Below are 24,965 nucleotides of genomic sequence, written 5' to 3'. Positions count from 1 at the left end.
AGGACAGGATTCAAGGCGGAGAGAGGGGCCACTTCAAATCGAGTACCTGTCCATTATGCCAGAAAGATTTGCCCGGTCCGGACATGCCAGGACTTTTTCCCAGCCCCGTGTCAGATCACACATTTTCGGCCGGTTCCGCTTCCCGACCGGGTTCCGCCCGTCCTCGCGGATCCGAATGCGGAACGACGAGGGGCGGACGGGCAGGGATCGAACGGTGACGGAGCCGAGCCTCCGCCATTGAATTGCAGCCTCGGGGGCCATACCGTGGGTGCGTCGACCATTCACTTTCCGAGGAGACCAGAACACCATGGGCACCGATCCTGACTGGAACGAAGAAACCACCCCCGGACGCTTCGCCGGAAACACCGTGATCGTCACGGGCGCGGGATCAGGCATCGGCCGTGCCACCGCCCTCCGCATCGCCAAGGAAGGGGGTCGCGTGGTCGCCGTGGATATCAGTTCCCCGCGCTTGGACTCCCTGCTGGCCGAGAACCCGGAACTGGACCTCGTTCCCGTCGCCGCGGACCTTTCCACCCCGGAAGCAGCCGCCCGGGTCGTCGCGGCGGCGGGGAACCGGATTGACGGGCTCGCCAACGTCGCCGGCATCATGGACCGGTTCGAACCGATCCACGAAGTCGACGATGCCACCTGGGAGCGCGTTTTCGAGGTCAACGTCAAGTCCATCATGCGCCTGACCCGGGAGGTGGTCCCGCTGATGCTTCGTTCCGGCAGCGGCTCGGTGGTCAACATTTCCTCCGAGGCCGGACTTCGCGGGTCTGCGGCGGGAGTCGCCTACACCGCATCCAAACACGCGGTCAACGGGATCACCAGGAATTGCGCCGTTATGTACGGCAAGACGGGGCTACGCTTCAACGCGGTCGCCCCGGGTGCGACGATCACCAATATCGAGGCCCCCATGGACTCCGTCCACGCCCAACAAGTCCTGGGACCGCTGATGGCGGCGAACATCCCGACCCCGGCAACGGCCGCGCAGCTGGCCGCGTCAATCACGTTCCTGCTCAGCAAGGACGGCACCAACCTCAACGGCGCCATCCTGCCGTCCGACGCAGGCTGGTCGGCAATCTAGCAGGACTCCTCCGACAGCCGGCGGATCCCCCGCTCGTGCCGTTGGTATGGTCGAAGCCCCGCCGGCACTTCCGCACCCGGACGCCGGGCATAGGCAACACGGAGGGCCCATGGCACCGCAGGACAACTGGAAACGCGCCCGTCCCGGGGACCTCTTCTGGGACGAGCAGGCGGCGGGCTTGAATGCAGCGCATGTGGCTCCACTCAATGAACTGATCGTGCGGCTTGGCCAGACCCGGGGCGGAGTCCGCCTGCCGCTGGCTGCCCCGTGGCACGGCGGGATCCACGCCCCGGCCTTGATCGTCCTGAACGACGCGGGCGAACCCCGCGACGAAACCACGTTCCTGTGCATCAGGAACCCGGACCGGGCCGCGGATCGCCAACGCCACTTGATGACCGAATTCGGCATCGACCCGGCGGACTTCTGCCATTGGAACGGCTATCCGTGGCCGCGCAACGACCCCAAGCGCGACCTGACGCCCGAGCAGTCGGTCGAGGGCGGCCGGGCACTGCTGGAGGTCATGGGACTGATGACGGACCTGAAGATGTTGTTGCTCCTGGGAAAAAAGGCGCAGGAGGCAGCGGATGCGGTGCTTCCGCAAATCCAATCCGCGTTCCCCGGGCTGTCCCTGGTGCGTTCCCTCCATCCGCTGGGTGCCAAGCGGACCGTCGACCGGGAGGAACAAAAACGCGTCTGGGCAGGGATTGCCGACCGGCTTCGAGAGGGCAAGGCAGTGGGTTTGACGGTCCCGGAACCCGCGGGTTCGGCTCGAACAACCCAGTGACGCTTGATACGTCGTGGTACCCGGGGTGCGGGTTCGACTCCGGCGCGTGCCATGCTTGTGGCTAGACCCCTCGAAAGTTACATGAGAGAAACCTTCATGCCCCGCAAAATGATCGACCCCGAATTCAGGAACTCGCAGGAATCGGAGTTGTGGGCCGAACACGTTGCACCCCTCAATTCACTGGTCCAGGACCTGCGCGCCGAAGCACCCGGGAACCCCGCGTCCGTCCCGTTCTTCGCACCCCTTCATGGCGGCACCGACGCCACCATCTTGTGCCTGATGCCGGCCCCCGATGCCGCCAACCGTGCCGAGGACGGCGAGGACATCCTCTCCACCGAGGACGACGATGCGGCGGCCGAGGCACTGGCCACGTTGTTGGCCGAGGCCGGAATCGATGCCAAGGAAGTTGTGCTTTGGCACGCCTACCCCTGGTACCGGGCCGAGGGTGCTGCCGGGCGATTGACCGGCGCGGAGACGAATGCCGGACTCGACCCCATGGGCAGGTTGTTGCGCCTGGTTCCCAACCTGCGCGCGGTCATTCTCATGGGCAAGGGCCCCGAGGAATTCTGGGCCAAGCTGACCAAGAAATACCCGCAGGCAATCACCCGGATCACCGCCATTCCCAGCTTCTCGCCAGCCCCGCTGTCGCTGAGCGGCACCACGGCCCAGCGCGAGCAGCGCATTGCCCGCCGATCCGAGGCCATGCGCGAGGCCCGCACGATCGTGAAGGTCCCCCGCGGTCCGGCAGGACCCCGCCGCGAATCGATGGTGCGTGCCGCGGATCTTGGTCCCGAGCACCTGAAGCGCGTGATCGAGGTCAGCGACGGCAACCAGACGCTGCATGGTCCCCTGCTCAAGGCCTTCCAGCCGAGCCCCGAGTGGCGGGTGACCCTCACCGTTGAGGTCGCCGGCCAGCGCCGCGCGCTGGGCGTCACCGCGGACACCTGGGTGCGGGTCTACCGGGGTTCCGGCCTCCGCTAGGAACGCACGGAACGGCTGCAGACACAAAAATGCCTGTTCGGCGAAGGTCTTCCTTCCGCCGAACAGGCATTTTCAGGTGTATTCGAGGTGGCCATCTAGATCAGCCACACCGCATGGCGGTTATTTCGAAACCTTGCGCACGGGGTCAAGGACCGATTCCCCCGCCGTCTTGGTGCGCTTTTCGGCGCGCTTTTCCTTGATGGACTTTGAAGGTTTCTTGGCTTCTGCCTTACGCGGTGACTTCGACATGATGTGCCGTCCTAGCTGGGATCGCTCGGCAATCCCAAAATTTAGGGGAAAGTACCCCTACCGGAAAACCCTAGCCTGTATTGCTGGGCATTTGGCTGGACCAGCCGGATTCCGCTCACGGCACCATGCCGGGGCCCGCCGACCGGCCGCGTCGCTATTGGGCCAGCCACGCGCGGGCGGCAGCGACCAGGGCATCGACTCCCACGTCCAGTGTCGGCTGGATGCGCGGGGCGAACCGCGGCGAATGATTCGACGGAATGTTCTCCGGCATCCTGCCCGTTGCGGCAAAGTCCGTGAACAGGCTTGGGTCGGACCCGCCAAGCAACCAGTACACCAGCGACACCCCGGCGGCAGTGGCCAGGACGCCCACATCCTCGCTGCCCGAGACCGGGCCTGGATCAATGACATGCTCCGTGCCGAAGCGCCCGGCCAACGCCGAGGCAACCCGCGCCGACGCCGCGGTGTCGTTGACGGTCAACGGGAAATGCTCCTCCAGGGTGATCACCGGTTCCGTGGGCGACCCGGAGGCCATGGCCTCGCCGCGCACCACGCGTTCGATGGAACCAAGCACCTTGGCGCGGACCGATTCATCGAAGGTCCTGATGCTCAGCCCCAGGGTGGCCTGCGAGGCAATGATGTTGTTCTTGGTGCCGGCGTGGATCTGGCCGACGGTCAGCACCGCCTGGTCGGCGGCGGCAAGCTCCCGCGAGACGATGCCCTGCAGGCGCATGGTGGTGGCCGCGGCCAGCAGCACCGGGTCGACGGTGGTCTCCGGACGTGAGCCGTGCCCGCCGGACCCGTGCAGGGTGATGTTCAGCGAATCGGCCGAGGCCATGGCCACTCCCGGGCGCAGCCCGAGCCAGCCGGCGGGGAACGGCGCGACGTGCTGGCCGAGCACGACGTCGGGTTTCGGCACCTTCGCGTAGAGCCCGTCAACGACCATCGCCTGGGCCCCGCCGCCTTGTTCCTCGGCGGGTTGGAAGAGCGCCAGCACTGTCCCCGACCAGATGCCGCGTTCGGCGACAAGTTCTTCCACGGCGCCCAACAGGCAGGTGACGTGCACGTCGTGGCCGCAGGCATGCATCACCGGGACCAGGTGGCCGTCGGGGTCGGTCGCGACCACGGTGCTGGCGTAGTCCAGCCCGGTGGCCTCGAGCACCGGCAGGCCGTCCATGTCCGCGCGCAGCAGTACGGTGGGCCCTGGCCCGTTGGCCAGCACGCCGACGACGCCCGTGCCGCCGATGCCGCGGTGGACCGCGAGGCCGAGCCCGGACAGGTGCCCGGCGACGATGCCGGCGGTGCGGTGTTCCTCGAAGGAGAGTTCGGGGTTGGCGTGCAGGTCGCGGTACAGGTGCTCCAGGTCAATGCCCATGGGCACGAGTCTAGGACTCCGATACCCGTCAGTGCCATGGTTCGACGTGTCGCCGCTTGGGTTCCAATGTTTCAGGGCATGGGTGCCGCCCTCGGGGCCTTGGGGCGACCCGGCACCAAACCAAGGTTTTGGGCCGGGAGAGCTTACTCTGGGATCTATGCGTGTCCCTGCAATGAAATACAGGCCCTTGGTTCGGGCGCTGCTCCCCAGGCATCCGGCCCAGGCCATCGCCCTGGGTTTCGGTGTGGCTGTCGCCGTTGGAACGGCGATCCTGATGCTGCCCATGGCCAAGACGGGGCCGGGCGGGGCAGGCTTCCTCGAGGCCCTGTTCACTGCCACGTCGGCCGTCTGCGTGACCGGTTTGGCGGTCGTTGACACCGCGACCTATTGGACGAGGTTCGGACAGGTCGTGATCCTCGTGCTGATCCAGCTCGGCGGCTTTGGCATCATGTCCTTCGCCTCGCTGCTCGGGGTGCTGATGGCCAGGCGTTTGGGGCTGAAGTCGCGGATCCAGGCGGCGGCGGAAACCAAGAGCACCGGGTTCGGCGACGTGCGCTCGGTGCTGCTGGGGGTCCTGCGCATCACCGCGGGGACCGAGCTGGTTGTCGCGGTGCTGCTGACCCTGCGATTTGCCGTGGGCTTGGGCAACCCGTGGGGACACTCCATCTGGCTGGGTTTCTTCCACTCGATCTCGGCGTTCAACAACGCCGGGTTTGCGCTGTTCAGCGACAACCTGATGGGTTTCGTGGGCGATCCCTGGATCTGCCTGCCGATCGCCGCTGCCATCATCATCGGCGGGCTGGGTTTCCCGGTGCTCTTTGAGCTCGGGCGCCACTATCGCCGGCCGCTGCACTGGACCATGAACACCAAGCTGGTGCTGGGCGGCACGGTGACGCTGCTGGCCGGCGGCACCGCTTTCATCTGCGCGCTGGAATGGACCAACCCCAAGACCCTGGGCGTGCTGTCGACCGCCGACAAGTTGTTGGCCGGGTTCTTCCAATCGGTCATGACCCGCACCGCGGGCTTCAACTCGCTGGACTTCGGGCAGATGGATCCGGCCACCTGGCTGGGCATGGACATCTTGATGTTCATCGGCGGTGGCCCGGCCGGCACCGCGGGCGGGCTGAAGATCACCACGTTCGCCGTGCTGTTCTTCATCCTGCTCACCGAGGTCCAGGGCGGCGCGGCCGTGAACATCTATGGCAAGCGGCTTTCCCGCTCGGTGCACCGCCAGGCCATCACCATCGTGCTGCTGGCCGTGGCCCTGGTCGTCGGTTCGACCATGGCGCTGATGCTGATGACCGACTTCGGCCTGGACCGGCTGCTCTTCGAAACGATCTCGGCCTTCGCCACGGTGGGGCTTTCCACCGGAATCACCGCCGCGCTGCCGCCGGCCGGTCAGCTGCTGCTGGTGTTCTTGATGTTCATCGGGCGCCTGGGACCGGTGACGCTGGCTTCGGCGCTGGCCTTGCGCGCCCGACCCGTGATGTACGAATTCCCGAAAGAGAGGCCACTCATTGGCTAAGCACCACTTGTTCACGCCCAAGCCCATGGAGCGCATTGCCGAGGCGAACTCGGTGGTCGTCATCGGCCTGGGCCGCTTCGGCGGGGCGCTGGCCCTGGAACTGGCCGCCGCCGGCACCGAGGTGCTGGGCATCGACAACGACGAGGACATCGTCCAGTCGTTCAACGGCCGGCTCACCCACGTGGTGCGCGCCGATTCCACCAAGGAAGAGGCGCTGCGCCAGCTCTCGGTGCACGAGTTCGACCGCGCCGTGGTCGGCATCGGCAGCGACCTGGAGGCCAGCATCCTGACCACCTCGGCCCTGCTGCGCTTCAACAAGCCCACCATTTGGGCCAAGGCGGTCAGTGCCGCGCACGGACAGATCCTGGAGCAGCTGGGCGTCAAGCACGTGATTCGCCCCGAGCAGGACATGGGCCGGAGGGTGGCGCACCTGGTTCGCGGCGCGATGCTCGACTACGTCGAGTTCGAGGACGGGTTCGCGATGGTCAAGACCCGCCCGCCAAAGGAGGCGCTGGGCCGCCCGCTCGGGGAAACCGGCATCCGGTCCAAGCACCATGTCACCATCGTGGCGGCCAAGCGGCCGGGCCAGGAATGGGACTACACCACCACCTCCACGGTGCTGCACGAGGGCGACGAAATCATCGTGGCCGGGGCAACCTCGGCGGCCGAGCACTTCGCAACGCTGCTCTAGGCTGGGAAGTTGCCTTGAACCTTGGGCCCGCCGGATGGGCAATGTCACCCTCGGGTTCCCCTGGAATCACGCAGAATCCCGGGGCCCGAGGCGCCTGCTGCGCGGAGCTGCGTCCCCGGGGGCGCAGCTCCGGCAGGAAAACCGGGCAGCGTGCGTTCCGCTAGAGTTGAAAGCACTATGGACGACCCCCCAACACATATGCCCTGGCCCCTCCCACTGACTGCCGGTTCGACTCCGGCACCCGGCGGAGAGGGGCGCCCACATGAATGAGTGGATCATGATCGGCATCGGTCTGCTGCTCACCGTTGGCACCGGTTTGTTCGTTGCCTCCGAATTCGCCTTGGTGAACCTTGATCGGCACGACCTCGAGGCGCGCGCCGGGCGCGGCGAGAAGCGCCTGGGAACCACCATCAAGGCCCTGAAGATCACCTCGACCCATCTCTCCAGCGCCCAGTTGGGCATCACCCTGACGACGCTGCTGACCGGCTACACCTTCGAACCGGCGATCAGCTCCCTGCTGCGCGGCCCGCTGCTGTCAGCGGGCGTCGCCGAGGCACTGGTCCCTGGCATCGGCACCGTCGTCGGGGTGTTCCTGGCCACGGTGTTCTCCATGGTCATCGGCGAGCTGGTGCCCAAGAACTTTGCCCTGGCCGTGCCGCTGGCCACCGCCAAGTTGGTGGTGCCCTTCCAGGCCGCCTTCACCGCGGTGTTCAAGCCGGTGATCCTGCTGTTCAACAACACCGCCAACGCCATCATCCGCTCCTTCGGCATCGAGCCGAAGGAAGAGCTTTCCGGGGCACGCAGCGCCGAGGAACTGATCTCCCTCGTGCGCCGCTCCGCCCTCGAGGGCGCCCTGGAACAGGACCACGCGACGCTGCTGCACCGCACGCTGCGATTCTCCGAGCGAACGGCCGGGGACGTGATGACCCCGCGCGTGCGCATGGTTGCCGTCGAAGCCTCCGCCACCGCAGGTGACATCCTCGAGACCGCGGTGGCCACCGGCTTCTCCCGCTTCCCGGTGATCGGGCGGGACCGCGACGAGATCCTCGGGGTGGTGCACCTCAAGTCCGCATTCGCCCTGCCCCGTGCCGAGCACTCCACCACCGCCGCGACCGAGCTGATGACCAGCCCGCTGATGGTGCCCGAGTCCATGGGCGTCGATTCGCTGCTGGGCCGGCTGCGCACCCACGGCCTGCAGGTGGCCATCGTCTCCGACGAACACGGCGGAACCGCCGGCATGGTCACCCTCGAGGACCTCGTGGAGGAACTCGTCGGCGAACTGGAGGACGAGCACGACCGCGCCCGCGTCGGGGTGCTGCGGGCCGCAGGCACGATCACCTTCGATGCCTCGCTGCGTCCCGACGAGCTGCTCGAGCGCACGGGCGTCTCGGTGCCCGAGCACGAGGACTACGACACCCTGGCCGGCTTCGTCGCCCAGCAACTGGACAGGGTCCCGGAACCCGGTCTCGAGGTGCGCATCGACGGTGGCACCCTGGCGGTCGAACGCGTCGTGGGCACCGCCGTCCAACGCCTGAAGTTCACCCCCGACCCGATCGATTCGACCCAGGAGCAGACCCGATGAACGAGTACCTGCCCGGAATCATCTGGCTGGTGGTGCTGCTGGTGATCAATGCGTTCTTCGTCGGCGCCGAGTTCGCCGTGATCTCCGCCCGCCGTTCGCAGATCGAGCCGAAGGCCGAGGCCGGCTCCAAGGCCGCAAAGACCACGTTGTGGGCCATGGAGCACGCGACGCTGATGCTTGCAACCAGCCAGCTGGGCATCACCGTGTGCTCGCTGGTGATCCTGAACGTGTCCGAACCGGCGATCCACCACCTGCTGGAAATCCCGCTGGGGTTCACCTCGCTCTCGGCCGAGGCCATCGGCGTGATCGCCTTCGTCACGGCCCTGCTGCTGGTCACCTTCCTGCACGTGGTCATCGGCGAGATGGTCCCGAAGAACATCTCCTTCTCGGTGCCCACGCGCGCCGCCTTGCTGTTGGCTCCCCCGCTGGTGATGGTGGCCCGGATCGTCAAGCCGGTGATCTGGAGCCTGAACGGCATCGCGAACTCCGTGCTGCGGCTTTTCCGCGTCGAGCCCAAGGACGAGGCCACCAGCGCGTTCACCCTCGAGGAAGTCGCCGGCATCGTGGAGCAGTCCACGCGTGACGGGGTGCTCTCCGACGCCAGCGGAACCCTCGGCAAGGCCTTCGAGTTCACCACCAAGAAGGTCTCCGACGTCGAGGTGCCGATCGGGGCGATGGTGGTGTTGCCCCTGGATTCCTCCCCGGCCGCCATCCAGCGCGCGGTCGCCATGCACGGCTACTCCCGCTACATCCTGGTGGACCGGGACGGGGAACCCTCCGGATACCTGCACCTGAAGGACGTCATGGACCTCACGGCCTCGGATGCCTTCGCAGCGGCGGTCCCTGCCAAGCGGATCCGGGCCCTGGCCTCGGTGGCTGGCGGCAGCGAGCTGGAGGACGCGTTGGCGGCCATGCGGCGCAGCGGTTCCCACGTGGCCCGTGTGTTGGACGCCGCCGGTGCCACCACCGGTGTGCTGTTCCTGGAGGACATCATCGAGGAACTGGTTGGCGAGGTGCAGGACGCCACCAGCGCCTGACTCCGGCACCAAGAAAATGGCAGCGGCCCGTCCCCGTTTTTTGGGGGGCGGGCCGCTGCCATTGAACGGCAAGGCTATCGGCGCAGCGTGATCGAATCGATCGCCGCCGCGGCCTCGGCGGCCAGTTCCTGGGGCATCGGTGCGCTCTTGGCCGAGTCGGCAGCGACCTTTTGGCCCTCGTCGCTGACGACGTAGTGGCCGAAGGCCTTGACCAGTTCCAGGGAGTTGGCATCGGTGTAGCCGCTGCAAACGATGAAGTAGGAGACCAGCACCAGCGGGTAGGCTCCGGGCTTGGTGGTGGTGCGGTCAAGCTCCAGGGCGATGTCGTTGCCGTGGCGCCCGGGCACCCGGTGCGAGGCGCTCACCGCGATGGCCGCCGCCTTGCCGCTGACCGGCACGAAGGAATCCCCGACCTTCAGCGTGCCCTTGCCCAGGGTCGCGTCGACCAGCGAGTCATCGGCGTAGGTCACCGCACCCTCGGTGCGGGCCACCGTGGTGACGACCCCGGAGTTTCCCTGGGCCTGCTCGGTGCCCAGCCCGCCGGGCCAGGACCCTGAAGGATCGTGCGTCCAGGACTCGGGGGCTGCGGCATGCAGGTAGTCGGTGAAGTTCTCGGTGGTTCCCGAGTCGTCCGAGCGGGCGACCACCGTCATCGGGACATCGGGCAGCGCCGCATCCGGGTTCAGGGCCTTGATGGCCGGGTCCTGCCAGGACGTGATGGTGCCGGAGAAGATCTTCGCGATGGTTGCCGCGTCGAAGTCCAGTTCCTTGATGCCCGGCAGGTTGAAGGCGATGGAGATCGGCGAGATGTACACGGGGATGTTGATCGCTCCCTCGGGGCCGCACGTTTGCTGCGAGCGGGCCACCTCGGATTCCTTCAGGTAGGCGTCGGAGCCGGCGAATTGCGTGGCCCCGGCCAGCAGGCCCGCGCGTCCGGCACCTGAGCCCACCGAGGCGTATTGCACCTGCACCTTTGGATTCAGGGTGGCGAATCCGCCGATCCAGGCGTTCATGGCGGAGTTCTGGGCGCTGGACCCGCCACCGGTGAGAGTGCCGGAAAGATGCGAGGTGTTGTTTTCGGCGGCCTGGCGTTGGGCGTCGCCCAGCGGGTAGTCGGCTCCGCAGCCGGTCAGCAGCAGGCCGAGGCCCAGCATCATCGCGGTCCGCCGCTTGGGCAGGGCGCGCAAGCCGTGCAAGACGGCCGTCGGTTGGGGAGCCTGGTGCGGCAAGGAATCCTCCTGGGGACGATGCACGAAATGGACCTAGACGACCATAGCGCGCGCACGGACCGGTACCCGAATCGGCGTAAGGTTTCGATTCGCTGGCAGCGGTGTTGTCCTGCGGTTCTTGGCGGTCTACCGCCGCCGGCGTGGCGGGGTCCGCGGAGGGGACTGAGGCTCGCTGGCGTGCACGGTGTAGTCCTCGGTGCCGGGCATCCGCGGCGCGCTGGAAGTATAGGAATGCCCGCTGGAGGTCGTGATCCGGATGCTGTGCCGGTCCCCGGGCACCGGGATTTCCGACCAGTCGGGAGATTCCTTGGTGGCGTTGCACCAGGTGCACCTTCCTCCACCGTTTTCCGCGCAGGTTTCTCCCCCGAGGGCCGCTTGGACCACGTGGTCAAGGTGCTGGACCTTGCCGGTGCAGTAGGGGGTCCGGCAGAACTGGTCGCGGGTGGTGATGAAGCGCTTGAGCCCGCCGGTGACGAGTCTGGCCTTGCGGTCCATGGCGATGAGGTCGCCGGTGCCCGGTGCCGTGTATAGTCGGCGAACCCAGGTTGCGAGCGGGTTGTCCGGGTTGCCGGCGAAGAGTTCGCGGGCCTTCTTCGCGGAGATGACGCCGTAGCCCTGCAGGAAGGCCGGTTCCGGGTGTCCCTGCATGAGCGTCCGGTCGGTCATGACCAGTTCGAGGGTGACCGGGATGTTGGTGAAATCCTTGATGCCGGTGAGGGCCTCCAGGACGGAGTCGGCGGCGATCTGCGCGGCGTTGCGCGTGTCCCCCGCCGCTTGCGCGCTGGCGATTGCCCGGGCCAGGACCTGCGCGATAGCGGCCCCGATCTCGGTGGGGACGACGCCGACGATCTTCATCCGGTGCGTGTCGATCGGGTAGACGTTCACGTAGCGGTCCTTGGCGGCCTTGGCTTCGAGGTCGGCTTCGGTCGGGTTTTGGTAGGCCAGCGCCCAGTGGCGGAGCATCGATTCGAGCTTCTTGCCGCCCAGGCCGAAGCAGGTGTGGGTTTCCATGAAGAGCCGGGCGTCGAGCTCCGTCCGGGCGTCTTCGTCCAGGTCCTTCAGCACGCGGTGGATGATGCGGGCTTCGGCGTCGTTGATGACGCCGAATTTCAGGCCCGCCTTGGTGAAGGGCAGCGATTGGCAGAGCATCCGGGAGTAGTTCAGCTCCCGGGTTCCGGAGCGCGGGGGTTCGTGCCGGGCCATGGCCACGTCGGCGCCGATGCCCTGCTGCGGGTTCTTTTCCATGACGCCGCGACGGGTGCGGTCGGTGGTGACCGCGGCCTCGTGGGCGCAGGCAATTTCCGCCTGCACGGCGTTGGCGCAGGATTTCAGGTCCTCCAGCGCCCCGACGCCCTCGATGGCCTCGTACGGGGAGATCTCCAGCGGCACCTCGGCGACGGCCTGGGTCACGGTGCGGATGCCGTCGACCCCGGTGCAGGCGAAGAAGTCGGCCAGCAGGGCGTTCATGTCCAGGCCCCGGCCGAGCAGCGCCCCGTAGCTCAGGTCCACGGATTCGAGGTCTGATTCCAGGTCCGCGAACAGCCCATCGTCGAGGTCAGCATCTGCGATGCTGCCGAATCCCGAGGACGATGACGACGTTGCCATGACACAATTCTAGAAAACCCCACAGACAGTTTGGGAATCGGGATCCCTCGGCCGAGGCCCGTCGGCAAGTCTTCATCCCAGCGAAGGAAGAGTTGGTTTCCGGGTGGGGCGGTACATGCTCGCGGTGGGCGCCAGCAGCGCCACAACCGTGGTTCCCGGGATCAGGGGGCGGGCCGAGCTCGCACGGGGCGTCCACGGTCTGGCCCGCGTCCAGGCGCAACTCCGGGAGCGAGGCAAGATCGGCACGCGGGCCGGTCTCCAGATCCTCCCCGGTCAACGCGTGGATGCGGGCGACGCTTGCCCCGTTCCGTGACGGAATGGTCGAAGACGGGGGGCGGACCGAGCACCGACAGACCGGCGAGCGCAGCGTCGAAGGCCGGGACCATCCCCTGCCGGGTGCGGCCGGGTTCACCCCGTGGGCGCAGCGACCTTGGGCCCGACCCCGGATTCGGGGATCCAGCGCTGCAGGGCCTCGAGGATCAGTTCAAGGCCGATCTCAAATTCATCGCCGAAGTCATAGCCCGGTTGCAGCACGTGTTCGGTGGCGATTTCCATGAGGTGGGGGTAGTCGCCGGCGGAGAACATCTGCACGATCGGATCGGTGGCGCTTGCTGCGGTGTCGCGGCCGTTGACGGGAAGCGCTGCCTCCTGCAGGGCGAAGCCATAGGTGGAGCTGTCCAGCAACGCGTAGGCGTGCGCCGCGGCCTTCACCGAAAATCCGGCGGTTCGCAGGACCCCGAGCGTTGCATCGTGGTGGCGCAGCGTTGCCGGGCCGCGGGCCGAGCACGACTCCAGCAGGCCGATGGCCCAGGTGTGGCGGCCCAGCGCCTTGCGCATCGCGGCGTACACCGCCCTGCTGACCGATGCGTATCCGCCCTTCCGCCTGGACCGGGGCACCGGGGAGCCGGTGCCCTGGTCCGCGACGCGGGCCTGATGCGCGGGCGCGGCTACGCGCGACCTGCCGCCCGGCGGGAGCGCCGGGAGAGCGAGTCGATGACCACTGCCAGCAGCAGCACCGCGCCGGTGATCATGTAGCGCAGCGAGGAATCCAGGTTCACCAGGGTCAGCCCGGAGGAGATCGACTGGATCACCAGGATCCCCAGCAGCGCGGAGAATGCCGAGCCGCGCCCGCCGAAGAGGCTGGTTCCGCCGATCACCGCCGCGGCGATCGCGTTGAGGTTGATGTCGCCGCCGCCCGAGGACTGGTTGGCCGCCGCCAGCCGGCCCGCGGCCATCAGCCCGCCCAGCGCGGCGAAGGTCGAGCACAGGATGAACACGCTCAGGGCCACGGCGCGCACGTTGATGCCGGCGCGGCGGGCGGCCTCCACGTTGCCGCCCACCGCAAACACGGCCCTCCCCCAGCGGGTGCGGGTCAGGAAGAAGTGCATGATGAGCACCAGGGCCACGAAGGACAGGAACATCACCCCGACCCCGCGGCTGCGGTTCAGGTACCAGACCGGCACCCCCAGCAGCACCAGCAGCCCGGCGGCGCGCAGCCCCAGCGCGGAGGCCGAGGTGCCCGAGAGCCCGGCGGCCTTGCGCTTGTTCGAGGCCAGGGACTTCGCCAGCCAGAAACCGGCCACCGCGATTGCCACGAACGCGTAGGAGAGCCAGTCGGGCATGTACAGCTGTTGGGCGTAGTAGACCAGCCAGGAGTCGAAGGGCAGGTTGATGGAGCCGAACTTGCCCAGCACCCACAGTTGCGCCCCGAGGATCCCCAGCAGCCCGGCCAGGGTGATCACGAAGCTGGGCACCCCGAAGCGGGTGTTCAGCAGCGCATAGAACAGTCCGATCAGCGCGCCCGCGGCAATGGCTGCCACCACCGCGGTCCACAGCGGCCAGGCGTGCCCGACGAAGCCCACCGCCACGATGGCCGCGGCCAGCCCGGAGACCGATCCGATGGACAGGTCGATCTCGGCCAGCAGCAGCACCAGCACCACCCCGATGGCGATGGTGCCCACCGCGGCGCATTGCATCGACAGGTTCACCAGGTTGATGCTGGAGAGGAACCGCGGGTTCACGATCCCGAAGACCGCCCAGATGATCGCCAGCCCCACCACCACCGGCAGGGAGCCCAGATCGCCGCCGCGGATCCGGCGGGTGAACGCGCGCACCGCGCCGCCGAGTCCCGCGGATTGGATCAATCGCTCATCGAGCAGGTCGGCCGCCACCGTTCCGGGCTCCGGGCCCGGTTCGGGCACCTTGGCACTCATGGTTCCTCCGTTCCGGGCACCGGCCGGGTCGCGGCCCGGCGGGTGACGGCGTTGTCGGTGGCCCCGGTGATCGCCGCGACGATGTCTTCGCTGGTGGCCTCGGCGGCGAGGAACTCCCCGTTGTTCCGTCCCAGCCGCAGCACCACGATGCGGTCCGCGACCGCCATCACGTCGGCCATGTTGTGGCTGATCAGCACCACCCCGTAGTTGCGTTCGCGCAGCCGCTCGATGAGGTTGAGCACCTCGGCGGTCTGTGCGACGCCCAGGGCCGCGGTGGGCTCGTCCAGGATCACGATGCGCGGCTCGCCGATCAGCGAACGGGCGATGGCCACGGTCTGGCGCTGCCCGCCGGACAGCGAGGCAACAGCGATGCGCACCGAGGGGATCTTGGCGCTCAGCTCGCGCAAGAGCTTCCAGGACTGCTTCTCCATGGCCACCTCGTCGAGCCGGCCGCGGTAGGTCAGCTCGTGCCCGAGCCAGAGGTTGGCCACGACGTCCAGGTTGTCGCACAGCGCCAGGTCCTGGTAGACCGTGGCGATGCCCAGCGCCCTGGCGTCGGTGGGCGAGGAAATCGACACGCGCGCATCCTGCATCTCGATCCGCCCATCGTCGGCCGGGTGGACCCCGGCGAGCACCTTGACCAGGGTGGACTTGCCCGCGCCGTTGTCCCCGACGATGGCCACGACCTGCCCGGAGTAGATCTCCAGTTCGACCTCGGTCAGCGCCTGGACGGCGCCGAAGCGCTTGGAGATCCCGGTCATGCGCAGGATCCGTTGCGGTGCCGCCGTGGCTGCCGCGGTGTTCGAGTCGGCCTGATCCACGTTCCGCTCCCCAAGGGTTGTTCCGTGCCGCGCACCGGGTGCGGGTGCGGGGCCGGTTGCCGCCGGTCCCGCTGGCCCGCAAGGTGCCTACTTGATGTTTGCCGCGGCGCAGGCCTTGGCGTATTCGGTGGTGCAGATCTGCGCCACCGTGTAGAAGCCGTCCTTGACCACGGTGTCCATGATGTTCTCCTTGGTCACGACCACCGGGGTCAAGAGCTTGGTCGGAACCCCGGCGATGTCGGTGGCGTCGGACGGCGTTTCGCCCTTGGCCAGCTGGTCGGCGACGGTTGCGGCAAGTTCCGCCTCGGTCTTGATGGCCTTGTAGATGGTCATGTACTGGTCCCCGGAAACGATCCGCTGGATGCCGGTGAGTTCGGCGTCCTGGCCGGTGATGATCGGCCACGGGGCGACGTTTGCTGCTTTCAGGGCCGCGACCGCGCCCCCGGCGGTGCCGTCGTTGGCGGCGTAGACCCCGTCGATCTGCCCGGTGAACTGCGTGATCTGCCCGGCAACGAAACCCTGGGCCTTGTCCGGCGACCAGTCCGGGGTGTCGTACTCGGCCAGCACCTTCACGTCGGACTTGTCGATGACCGAGTGGGCGCCCTTCTTGAACAGCACGGCGTTGCCGTCGGTGGGCGAGCCGTTGACCATCAGGATGCCGGGGTTCTTGATGCCGTCCTTGGCGAGCTTGTCGACCAGCGAGTTGCCCTGCAGCACCCCGACCTGTTCGTTGTCGAAGGAGATGTAGTAGGCCAGGTCGGTGGTTCCGGCAACCAGGCGGTCGTAGGAGATCACCGGCACGTCCTGCGCCTTGGCGCTGGCGACGATGCTGGCCGCGGCCTGCGCGTTGACCGGGTCAAGGACCAGCACCTTCACCCCGTCGGTGAGCGCGGACTCGGCCTGCTCCTGCTGCTTGGACGCATCCTGGCTGGCGTTGGAGTAGACGACGTCGTAGTTGCCCAGGGACTTGATCTTGGCCTCGAACAGCGGGCGGTCGAAGGCCTCGTAGCGAGTGGTCTTGGTTTCGGGGAGCAACAGGCCGATCTTCACTGCCGGGCCGGAAGAGCTGTTGCTGCTCGCTGCCGGGGGATTGTTTCCCCCGCATGCGGTGAGAGTCGTGGCCGTGAGCAGGGCGCCCACGGCAACGGTGGCAAGTTTGTACCCAAGTTTTTTCATTTGTGTTTGCCTCCACATTGCGCCGCCGTTCGGCGGTGCTTTCAGTCTGGCCCCGTGCGCGCGCGTATTCAACACTTGTTCCCTGGCATGTGCGCACGCGTTCGGGACCCGTCCTCAGCCGAAGAACGGGGCGGGCACCGGCTCGAGGCGCACGATGATCGACTTGGACACCGGGGTGTTGGACCCCTGGGCGGTGGCGGTCAGGGGAACCAGCACGTTGCCTTCCGGGAAGTAGGTCGCCGCGCACCCCGGCGCGGTGGGGTAGGAAATGACCCGCAGGCCGCGCAGCACCCGGTCCACCTTGTCCTCGGCTTCCGAGTGCACATCCACGTAACTGCCGTCGGACAGGCCCAGTGCGGCAAGGTCCGAAGGGCTCACGAAGATCACGTTGCGTCCCTTGTGCACCCCGCGGTAGCGGTCGTTCAGCGAATAGGTGGTGGTGTTGAACTGGTCGTGGGAGCGCAGGGACTGGAGGATCAGCCGCCCGGCGGGCAGGGCGATGGTCTCCAGCTCGTTGATGGTGATCACCGCCTTGCCGCTGGGGGTCGGGAAGGTGCGCGAATCCCGCGGCGGGTGGGGCAGCACAAAGCCGCCGGGCTCCCGCACCCGGGAATTGTAGTTTTCGCAGCCCTCGACCACGGCGGCAATGTGCTCGCGGATGGTGTCGTAGTCCTCCGCAAAGCCCTCCCAGGCAAAGGGGTGTTCGGGCCCGAGCACGGCCCGGGCCATGCGCGAGACGATCGCGACCTCCGAGAGCATCTTGGCGGAGATCGGCGCCACCCGTCCCTGCGAGGCATGCACCGCGCAGACGGTGTCCTCCACGGTGACGAACTGGACGCCCGAGGCCTGTTCGTCGATGTCGCTGCGCCCCAGCGTGGGCAGGATCAGTGCCGCGTCCCCGGTGTGGGCATGGGAGCGGTTCAGCTTGGTGGAGATCTGCACCGAGAGCCGGGTCTTTCCGATCGCCTCCTGCGCCGCGGCGGTGTCGGAGACCGCGTGGACCAGGTTCCCGCCCAGGGCCACGAGCACCTTGACCCGCCCGTCGGCCATGGCCTGGATGGACTGCACGGCGTCGTACCCGTGCCCGGCCGGCGGGTCGAAGTCGAACTCGGCCCCGAGCTTGTCCATGAAGCCCTGCGGCATCTGTTCCCAGATGCCCATGGTCCGATCCCCCTGCACGTTGGAGTGCCCGCGAATCGGGCAGGGCCCGGCGCCGGGCTTGCCGATGTTCCCGCGCAGCAGCAGCACGTTCATGATTTCCTTGATCGTGTCCACCGCCTTCTTGTGCTGGGTCAGGCCCATGGCCCAGGTGATGACCACGTTCTCGGCCAGCAGGTAGCGTTGGGCCAGCTCGTCGATCTGCGCGCTGTCCAACCCGGTGGCAGCCAGCACGTCGGCCTCGCGCAGACCGGAGAGGTGCTGGCGGTATGCGGCAAGCCCGATGCAGTGCCCCTCCAGGAACCGGTGGTCAAGCACCGAGCCGGGGGCGGCGTCCTCGGCCGCGAACACGCGCTTGGCCAGCGCCTGCATCAGCGCCATGTCCCCGGCCAGGCGGATCTGCAGGTACTGGTCCGCCAGATCTGTGCCCTTGCCGATGAGCCCGCGCGGGCGCTGCGGGTTCTTGAAGTTGATCAGCCCGGCCTCGGGCAGCGGGTTGATCGCGATGATGGAGGATCCCGCGCGCTTGGCTTCCTCCAGGGCGGTGAGCATGCGCGGGTGGTTGGTGCCGGGGTTCTGCCCCATGATGATGATCAAATCCGACTTGGCGAAGTCCTCGTAGTGGATCGCGGACTTGCCGACCCCGATGCTCTGCGTCATGGCCACGCCGGTGGACTCGTGGCACATGTTCGAGCAGTCGGGCAGGTTGTTGGTGCCAAAGGCGCGCACGAACAGCTGGTAGATGAACGCCGCCTCGTTGCTGGCCCGCCCCGAGGTGTAGAACGTCGCCTCGTTCGGCGATTCCAGGGCATTGAGTTCGCGGGCGATGATCCCGAAGGCGTTGTCCCAGGAAATCGGGCGGTAGTGTTCGGACCCGGCGGGCTTGTAGACCGGTTCCACCAGCCGACCCTGTTGCCCCAGCCAGTATTCGCTGCGTTCCTTGAGCTCGGAAACGGGGTGCTGCGCCCAGAAGGATTGCGGGACCTTCAGCGGGTCCGCCTCCCAGGAAACGGCCTTGGCCCCGTTCTCGCAGAACTCGGCAACCTTTCGCTGCGGCGGATCCGGCCAGGCGCAACTCATGCAGTCGAAGCCGTCCTTCTGGTTCATGTGCAGCAGCGTCGCCGCCGCCCGGCCCGGGCCCATCTCCGAAAGCGCCAGCGGGATCGAGGCCAGCAGGCTGGGCAGCCCGACGGCGCTGCGCAGCGGCGGTGTCACGACCAGGTCCTTGTCGGTGGGATCATCCTTCAACGGTTTGCTTGCCATGCCCAACTGCACCCCTCGTGTGCGGGCCCAAGGCCTCGGGCCCGTCAATGGAATTCGCGCCGGCGCAAGGCCAACCCCAAACCACCGGTGCCGTATGCCCTCATGTGTAGCACCGCACCACACGGCATACAAGGGCCGGCAACCCGGTGGCGATGGCGCACCGCAGTTGTGAAACACTGGTCTTCGATCCGGAGCAGAACCGGAAACCGCACAGTGACATGAGGAGAGCCGAATGCAGGCACGCGCCGGACGCCCCGGGAAGTTGCTGCTGGCCGCCCTGCTGGCCGCGGTGGCCGCCGGCCCGATCCTGAACTACGGGCTGAGCGCCATCAGCGACCTGGTGATCACCGACCTGGGCATCACCGAGGCGCAATTCGGCCTGCTGGCCACCGTCTGCTTCGCAGCAGGGGCGATCGGCAACGCGGCCTTCGGCCGCTTCACGGACCGGCAGCCCGACACCCGGCTGCTGGTGCTGGTCTTCGCGATGGCCGCCGCGGCCCTGGCCCTTGCCGCGATCCCCGGCGGCTACGTGCTGCTGCTGGTCGCCGCGGGCCTCTCCGGGCTGGCCCAGTCCTTCCCCAACGGGGTCACCAACCGCATCCTGGCCGAACGCGTCCCGGCGGAGAAGCGCATCGGCTGGATCGGCATCAAGCAGTCCGGCGTCCAGGTCAGCCAGCTGGTGGCCTCCCTGGCCTTCCCGGCACTGGCCGCCTGGATCGGCTGGCACGGGGCCAACGCCGTGGGCGCCGTGGTGGCGGGGCTCCTTGGCGTGATCGCGGTGCGCGTGGTCGCCTCGGTTCCGCTGCTGCCCAAGGCCCCCAGCCGCATCGGCCCGCTGCCCGAGGGCCCGGTCCCGACCCCCGCGGCGCCGCCGAACACCACCTTCCTGATCTACGCGCTGGCCATCTTCGGCTTCGTCAACGGCATGGGCGTGCAAGCCACCAACGTCTACCTGTCCCTGTATGCGGTGCGCGAACTGGACTTCACCCTGGTCATGGGCGGGGTCGCCGCCGCAGCAGCCGGGGCGATCGGCGTGGCCGCCCGCGTGGGCTGGGGGAAGATGATGTCCGGCGGCATGGCCGCTCCCCCGCTGCTGCTGCTGCTGGCCACCCTCGCGCTCGCCGGGGCCGGGGTGTTCCTGGCCGCCGGGGCGACCGGATCCGCGGCGCTGCTCTGGCTGGCCGTGGCCCTGCACGGGGCCTCGGCCCTGGGGGTCTCGGTGGTGCTGATGGCGGCGGTGGTGCGCAGCGTCCCGGCCTCCACCATCGGCATGGCCACCGGACTGGTCACGGCCGGGCAGTTCGGCGGATTCACCGTGGGACCGCTGGCCATGGGCGCGCTGATCGGTTCCCCCGGCGGCTTCGCGCTGGGCTGGGGCGCGGTGGCCTGGACCTACGCGCTGTGCGTGGTGCTGGCCGGATACCTGGTGCTGCGCCGGCGCCGGAAGGACCGCGAAGCGGCCGGCTGAGCCTGGGCACCAACCCGTGCAGCCTCCGGCCCTCGGCGGTATGACCCCCCGGGCACCTCGCACCAGTTGACTGGACCCGCCGCGCCCCGCGGGGATCTGCGCCGGCAGCTGGCCGCTGGCCACCGCCCCGGAAAGCCGCGAAGGCCATCGCCGGACACCTGCTCCCGGGCATGGTCCGGATGAAGGACGGCTCCATCACCGTCTCCCATGACCAGGCAATCTGGAACTTCCGGATGCCCCGCACCCTGCTGGCCGGCATCGCCGGGGCCCCGCTGGCCTTGGCCGGCGCACTGCATGCTGGACGCCTCGGCCGGCTCCGTCGAGATCTTGGCCCACGGGGCATGCGAACTGCCGTACCCCGGACACGCCGGCAGTTGCATTGTGGAAGACACCGGGGCCACCTTCAGCTGCGAGATGAAGCAGTAGCCTCGCTCCCCCCGGCACCGCGCAAGCCACTTGTCGGAAGGGTGCCGGGAGGCTTCTTCGCGGGCAGGTTCGGACCCGGGGAGTTCACGGCGAAGCAGCATGGCTCGGGGCAACCCGCACCCGAGGGTATATTTTAGGGATGGTTCCCGGCACTTTCACTGATTTCGACTCCCCACCCACCATCGACGGCAATGACGTTTTTCACCAGGCAGGCAGGCGCAGAACGTTTGCCATCATTGCGCACCCCGACGCCGGCAAGTCGACATTGACCGAGGCCTTGGCCCTGCATGCGCGGGTCATCACGGAGGCAGGCGTGACGCACGGCAAGCAAGGGCGTCAGGCGAGCATGTCCGACTGGGGCACCATGGAACGCGAACGCGGCATCTCCATCAGCTCCACCGCATTGCGGTTCGAACACGGCAATGTCATTTTCAACCTTCTCGACACCCCGGGGCACGCCGACTTCTCAGAGGACACCTACAGGGTACTGACGGCCGTGGACTGCGCCATCATGCTTGTCGATTCCGCACGGGGAATGGAAACCCAGACCCTGAAGCTATTTGCCGTCTGCAAGGAACTCGGGCTGCCGGTGGTCACCGTGTTCAACAAGTGGGACCGACCAGGGCAGGAAACGTTGGAGCTGCTCGATGAGGTCCAGGATGCCACCGGCCGCATGCCGGTGCCCTTGAACTGGCCCGTGGGCATCGCGGGCGACTTCCGTGGCCTGTACAACCCGGAAAGCGGAACCTACACGCGCCTCTCTCGCACCAATGCCGGCGCCAGTCTCGCACAGGCCGAAGAACTCAGCCCCGAAGAGGCCGCCCTGGACGCCGGAGATGCCTGGGAGGCCGCCCGCGAAGACTGCGACATGGCCGTCTCCATCAATGGCAACTTCGACGGGGAAGATTTCTTGGCCGGCCGGGCCACGCCGGTGCTTTTCGCTGCCGCGGCATCAAACTTCGGGGTCGCCCCGCTCTTGGATTTTCTGGTGAACCGGGCGCCAGCGCCTGGTCCGCGCCCGGATACGGCCGGAACCCTACGTCCACTGGATTCGGATTTCTCCGGGTTCGTCTTCAAGATGCAGTCGGGCATGAACCCGAACCACCACGACAAACTTGCCTTTGTCCGGGTGTGCTCGGGGACGTTCCGACGCGGCATGGCCCTACAGAACGAATCCACGGCAAAGCCCGTTTCCTCGAAATACACCCACCACATGAGCGGCAGGGACCGCGATTCAGCAGATGAATCGTGGCCCGGAGACGTGGTGGGCTTCAGCAACGCCAGCGGATTGCGGATCGGCGACACGGTACATGCCGGCAAGGCTGTTTCCTTTCCGCGCTTGCCGCACTTCAACGCCGAGCACTTCCGCATGGTGCGCAGCCTGGATGCAGGCCGTTCCAAGGCCTTCGCCCGGGGAATCTCCCACCTCGAAGAAGAAGGCACCATCCAGGTTCTCTACCGCGGCTTCGGGACGAGCCAGTCGCCGATCTTCGCGGCGGTCGGAGTCTTGCAGTTCGAGGTGGCCCTGGATCGGCTGAAGCGCGAGTTCGGCGCCCCAGCCGCAATCGAAGAGGCACTGCCCTATGAAATGGCCAGGGACCTCTTCGGCCCGGAGCCGGAAAAGACCGCCAAGGCCGCCGCCATCGATGTCGTCTACCGGTCGAACGGGAATCCCGTGGGGCTCTTCAGGAACCAGTGGAAGCTCGGTCGCACCATGACCGACAGCCCCGAGCTATTCGGCATAAGCGACAACGAAGCCGAATAACACGGGAACCTGCGGGGGCCCGGTCCGGCCGGTGCCTCGCACGCTGGATATCGGGCCGCAGCTTCCCCTCGGAGGGAAGGTGCGGCCCGACGTTTTTCTTCCGGGCGCTTAGGCGTCGATCACCAGGTCGCCGGTCGGCGTGGAGCAGCAGATCAGGATCTTGCCCGCGACGATTTCCTTGGGCCTGATCCCGCCGGCATGGTTCATCTCCACCGTGCCCTGGAGCAGCCCCGACTTGCAGGTCCCGCACATCCCCAAGGTGCACGAAGAGGGCACCGGGATCCCGGCGGCCAAGGCAGCATCAAGCACGAAGGTGTCGGCCGGGCACTCGATGGTCCGCCCGCTGCGCACGAACTCGACGCTGAATACCTGCGCCTCGGCCGCGGTGTCGGTCGGCGACGGCGCCATGGAAACAACAGCCGGGGCGTGGTCGGCGATGTCGAAGCTTTCCACCGTGAGCGCCGAGGCTTCGCAGCCCGCAGCTTCCAGCATGCTGCGGACCGCCTCCAGGTACGCCGGCGGGCCGCAGGCAAAGACCTCGCGCCCGCGCACATCGGGCACCAGTTCGAGCAGGAGGTCCGCATCCAGCCGGCCGGGTGCCCGCGGGATGCCCACGGTGGGAATGGACCCGGTGCTCAGGATCGTTTCCACGCGGATGCCGCTGGCCTCCGGGATCGAGCGCAGCTCGCGGTGGAAGATCACGTCCCCCGGCTCGTGCGCGCTGTAGAGCAGCACCGCATCCACCGGATCACCGGCATCCAGCAGCGCCCGGGTGATGGACACCAGCGGGGTGATGCCAGAGCCCGCCGCGAGGAACAGGTAGCTGGGCGCGGGGCCCTGCAGCCCTCCGGCGAGCGCGGGCGGGGTGAAGCCGCCCAGCGGCCCGTGGGCCTCGAGCACGGTGCCCGGGAGCAGCGTGTTGTGCAGCCAGGTCGAGGCCGGTCCCCCGGGCAGGGCCTTGACGGTGATTTCCAGCCCCGCGGAGGGAATGGAGCTGATCGTGTAGCAGCGGCTGAGCTGCCCGTGGGCGGTGTCCAGGTTGAGGGTCAGGTATTGTCCCGGCTGCCAGCCGAACGACTGCCCGTCCACGGGTTCGAGCATAAAGGTTGTCACCTCCGGTGTTTCCACCCGGGAGCCGGTGCAACGCAGCACCCGGGGCGCGGGTGCTGCGGGCGCTGGTGAAGCCGCCGGGGCTCCCGGGGCGTGGGTGAAGTTCCGGAGTTCCTGCGTCATGGCTGCACATCCATGCCGAGGCCCGCGCGCAGGCGTTCGATGTACCAGGAGCAGAAGTCCTCGACCTGGTATTCGTTGGGGGCGTAGGGTCCCTGGAGGTAGGCGGGGCTGGTGACCCCGAGCTGGGCGCGCTGGACGAAGCTGCAGTCCTGCTCGTTGGTGCGTTGCCACACCCGCGTCAGTGCCTCCAGGTCGTAGTCTTCCCCCTCCACGGCGTCCTCGTGGACCAGCCAGGTGGTGCGCAGCAGCGTCTGGTCCGGGGCCAGCGGCAGCACCGAGAAGGTCACCGCGTGGTCCGAGAGCACGTGGAACCAGGCGTTGGGCTGCAGGTGCATGGACAGCCGCCCGAGCCTGGGCTCGGTGAGCTCCCCCAGGAGCCTGCGGCACAGCAGGGTCCCGTCGGGGCTGAAGGATTCACCCGCCCCGTCCATGGGTTCGCGCTGGATCCGGAATCCGGTGCCCGGGGCGCGCAGCTCCTGGATCTGCGCGTAGGGAAGGTTGTTGGCCGTACAGCGTTGGACCAGGTCGGCCTCGGCGGCGAGGTAGCGCTCGTAGGCGGGGCGCAGCCGCGGCGGCAGCCCGTCCGGGTCGTAGCCGTAGGTGGGGAACAACGAGCAGGAGAGCTCGGGGTGCCCGTCGCAGTGGTAGCACTCCCGGTTGTTTTCCATCACCAGCTTCCAGTTCCCGTGCTCCACCAGGTCCACCTGCGCGGCGACCTTGGTGCGGCGCAGCTGGTGCGGGGCCAGGTAGGGTTCGATCCGGCTCGCGTAGGAGGCGAAGTCTTCCGGCGGGGCGTCGGAGAGGCAGATGAAGATGAGTCCGGCCACCGATTGCACCGACACCTTGCGCAGCCCGAAGGCGCTCTTGTCGAAGTCGGCCGGCTGCGAGTCGGCGTGCAGCAGGGCCCCGTCGGATCCGTACGTCCAGTGGTGGTAGCCGCAGACCAGATTGCCGACGGAGCCGGACGGATCGGAAAGGATCCGGGCCCCGCGGTGCCGGCAGACGTTGTGCAGCGCGGAGAGTTGCTCGTCGTCGTCGCGCAGCAGGATCACCGAGTGCGGGCCCACCGAGATGGTGAGGTAGTCACCGGGCTCCGGAAGCTCGGCGTCGGTGGCCACGAAGATCCAGTGCTTGGCGAAGATTTCGGAGATGTCCATCCCGAGCACCTCGGGCGAGGTGTAGAACGGGGCCTCGAGGCTCAGCCCCGGAATCCGCCGGGCAACCAGTTCGGCGACCCCGGCGGAGGGGGTGTGCGAGGGCGGCAGGTGGTGGACCGGTGTCGTGGTCGTGGTCATGGCGG

General features: G+C 67.8%; 20 protein-coding genes. 9 read left to right on the top strand and 11 right to left on the bottom strand.

Annotation, left to right across the window (positions count from 1 at the left end; translation table 11 throughout):
- The first annotated feature begins 307 nt into the window (after positions 1–307).
- The 3 genes from DQ353_RS07085 (at position 308) to DQ353_RS07075 (ending at position 2,852) form a co-directional block, all read left to right on the top strand.
- Positions 308–1,087, top strand: coding sequence for an SDR family NAD(P)-dependent oxidoreductase (locus DQ353_RS07085; protein WP_113762082.1), 780 nt, complete (start codon positions 308–310; stop codon positions 1,085–1,087).
- A 109-nt stretch (positions 1,088–1,196) separates the two neighbouring features.
- Positions 1,197–1,871, top strand: a complete 675-nt coding sequence (locus tag DQ353_RS07080) for a uracil-DNA glycosylase family protein (RefSeq protein ID WP_113762081.1) — start codon at positions 1,197–1,199, stop codon at positions 1,869–1,871.
- A 96-nt stretch (positions 1,872–1,967) separates the two neighbouring features.
- Entirely contained in the window at positions 1,968–2,852 is an 885-nt protein-coding gene (locus DQ353_RS07075; RefSeq protein WP_113762080.1) for a uracil-DNA glycosylase family protein, read from the top strand.
- 120 nt (positions 2,853–2,972) lie between these two features.
- Here the strand turns inward: DQ353_RS07075 and DQ353_RS22195 are convergent, their stop codons facing one another.
- Both DQ353_RS22195 and DQ353_RS07070 read right to left on the bottom strand, forming a co-directional pair.
- Complete coding sequence (locus tag DQ353_RS22195) at positions 2,973–3,101, bottom strand: hypothetical protein (RefSeq protein ID WP_286166664.1); 129 nt, start codon at positions 3,099–3,101, stop codon at positions 2,973–2,975.
- A 154-nt stretch (positions 3,102–3,255) separates the two neighbouring features.
- Positions 3,256–4,473, bottom strand: a complete 1,218-nt coding sequence (locus tag DQ353_RS07070; RefSeq protein ID WP_113762079.1) for an amidohydrolase — start codon at positions 4,471–4,473, stop codon at positions 3,256–3,258.
- A gap of 172 nt (positions 4,474–4,645) precedes the next feature.
- On the opposite strand from DQ353_RS07070, the gene DQ353_RS07065 reads away from it, so the two are divergent.
- The 4 genes from DQ353_RS07065 to DQ353_RS07050 all read left to right on the top strand — a co-directional run bounded on the left by DQ353_RS07065 (position 4,646) and on the right by DQ353_RS07050 (position 9,308).
- Entirely contained in the window at positions 4,646–5,998 is a 1,353-nt protein-coding gene (locus DQ353_RS07065; RefSeq protein ID WP_220093982.1) for a TrkH family potassium uptake protein, read from the top strand.
- Positions 5,991–6,689: a potassium channel family protein gene (locus DQ353_RS07060; RefSeq protein ID WP_502696382.1), complete on the top strand. Its 699-nt coding sequence runs from the start codon at positions 5,991–5,993 to the stop codon at positions 6,687–6,689. Before DQ353_RS07065 ends, DQ353_RS07060 begins: the two co-directional genes overlap by 8 nt.
- 262 nt (positions 6,690–6,951) lie before the next feature.
- Positions 6,952–8,271 carry a hemolysin family protein gene (locus DQ353_RS07055; protein WP_113762077.1) on the top strand — a complete coding sequence of 440 codons (1,320 nt, stop codon included), beginning with the start codon at positions 6,952–6,954 and terminating at the stop codon, positions 8,269–8,271.
- The gene (locus DQ353_RS07050; protein ID WP_113762076.1) at positions 8,268–9,308 is read left to right on the top strand and encodes a hemolysin family protein; all 1,041 of its coding nucleotides are present in this window, start codon (positions 8,268–8,270) and stop codon (positions 9,306–9,308) included. The genes DQ353_RS07055 and DQ353_RS07050 overlap by 4 nt, the downstream gene beginning before the upstream one ends.
- A 74-nt stretch (positions 9,309–9,382) precedes the next feature.
- Here the strand turns inward: DQ353_RS07050 and pstS are convergent, their stop codons facing one another.
- The 7 genes from pstS to DQ353_RS07005 form a co-directional block, all read right to left on the bottom strand.
- Entirely contained in the window at positions 9,383–10,465 is a 1,083-nt protein-coding gene (gene pstS / locus DQ353_RS07045) for a phosphate ABC transporter substrate-binding protein PstS (RefSeq protein ID WP_113762174.1), read from the bottom strand.
- Between the two features lie 198 nt (positions 10,466–10,663).
- A complete protein-coding gene (locus tag DQ353_RS07040; RefSeq protein ID WP_113762075.1) occupies positions 10,664–12,142 on the bottom strand; it encodes a 13E12 repeat family protein in 1,479 nt (492 codons plus the stop codon).
- Positions 12,143–12,550: 408 nt separating this feature from the next.
- The gene (locus DQ353_RS07030; protein ID WP_286166663.1) at positions 12,551–13,039 is read right to left on the bottom strand and encodes a TetR/AcrR family transcriptional regulator C-terminal domain-containing protein; all 489 of its coding nucleotides are present in this window, start codon (positions 13,037–13,039) and stop codon (positions 12,551–12,553) included.
- Between the two features lie 50 nt (positions 13,040–13,089).
- Entirely contained in the window at positions 13,090–14,355 is a 1,266-nt protein-coding gene (locus DQ353_RS07020; RefSeq protein ID WP_113762072.1) for a sugar ABC transporter permease, read from the bottom strand.
- Positions 14,352–15,116 (bottom strand): ATP-binding cassette domain-containing protein, encoded by a 765-nt coding sequence (locus DQ353_RS07015; RefSeq protein ID WP_113762173.1) that lies wholly within the window; start codon positions 15,114–15,116, stop codon positions 14,352–14,354. Before DQ353_RS07015 ends, DQ353_RS07020 begins: the two co-directional genes overlap by 4 nt.
- Positions 15,117–15,263: 147 nt before the next feature.
- Positions 15,264–16,352, bottom strand: a complete 1,089-nt coding sequence (locus DQ353_RS07010; RefSeq protein ID WP_113762071.1) for a sugar ABC transporter substrate-binding protein — start codon at positions 16,350–16,352, stop codon at positions 15,264–15,266.
- A gap of 114 nt (positions 16,353–16,466) precedes the next feature.
- A complete protein-coding gene (locus tag DQ353_RS07005; RefSeq protein ID WP_113762070.1) occupies positions 16,467–18,773 on the bottom strand; it encodes an FdhF/YdeP family oxidoreductase in 2,307 nt (768 codons plus the stop codon).
- Positions 18,774–19,005: 232 nt separating this feature from the next.
- On the opposite strand from DQ353_RS07005, the gene DQ353_RS07000 reads away from it, so the two are divergent.
- Together DQ353_RS07000 and DQ353_RS06990 are read left to right on the top strand one after the other, a co-directional pair.
- Positions 19,006–20,241, top strand: a complete 1,236-nt coding sequence (locus DQ353_RS07000) for an MFS transporter (protein WP_113762069.1) — start codon at positions 19,006–19,008, stop codon at positions 20,239–20,241.
- Between the two features lie 565 nt (positions 20,242–20,806).
- The gene (locus tag DQ353_RS06990; RefSeq protein WP_113762068.1) at positions 20,807–22,432 is read left to right on the top strand and encodes a peptide chain release factor 3; all 1,626 of its coding nucleotides are present in this window, start codon (positions 20,807–20,809) and stop codon (positions 22,430–22,432) included.
- A gap of 108 nt (positions 22,433–22,540) precedes the next feature.
- Here the strand turns inward: DQ353_RS06990 and DQ353_RS06985 are convergent, their stop codons facing one another.
- Together DQ353_RS06985 and DQ353_RS06980 are read right to left on the bottom strand one after the other, a co-directional pair.
- Positions 22,541–23,665: a flavin reductase family protein gene (locus tag DQ353_RS06985; RefSeq protein ID WP_113762067.1), complete on the bottom strand. Its 1,125-nt coding sequence runs from the start codon at positions 23,663–23,665 to the stop codon at positions 22,541–22,543.
- Complete coding sequence (locus DQ353_RS06980) at positions 23,662–24,960, bottom strand: aromatic ring-hydroxylating oxygenase subunit alpha (protein WP_113762066.1); 1,299 nt, start codon at positions 24,958–24,960, stop codon at positions 23,662–23,664. Before DQ353_RS06980 ends, DQ353_RS06985 begins: the two co-directional genes overlap by 4 nt.
- Positions 24,961–24,965 lie beyond the last annotated feature (5 nt).

It is taken from the genome of Arthrobacter sp. AQ5-05 (genome assembly GCF_003287975.1).
GTDB lineage: Bacteria > Actinomycetota > Actinomycetes > Actinomycetales > Micrococcaceae > Paeniglutamicibacter.
Note: the sequence above shows the minus strand (reverse complement) of the source record. Positions and strands in the feature narration are given on the sequence as shown.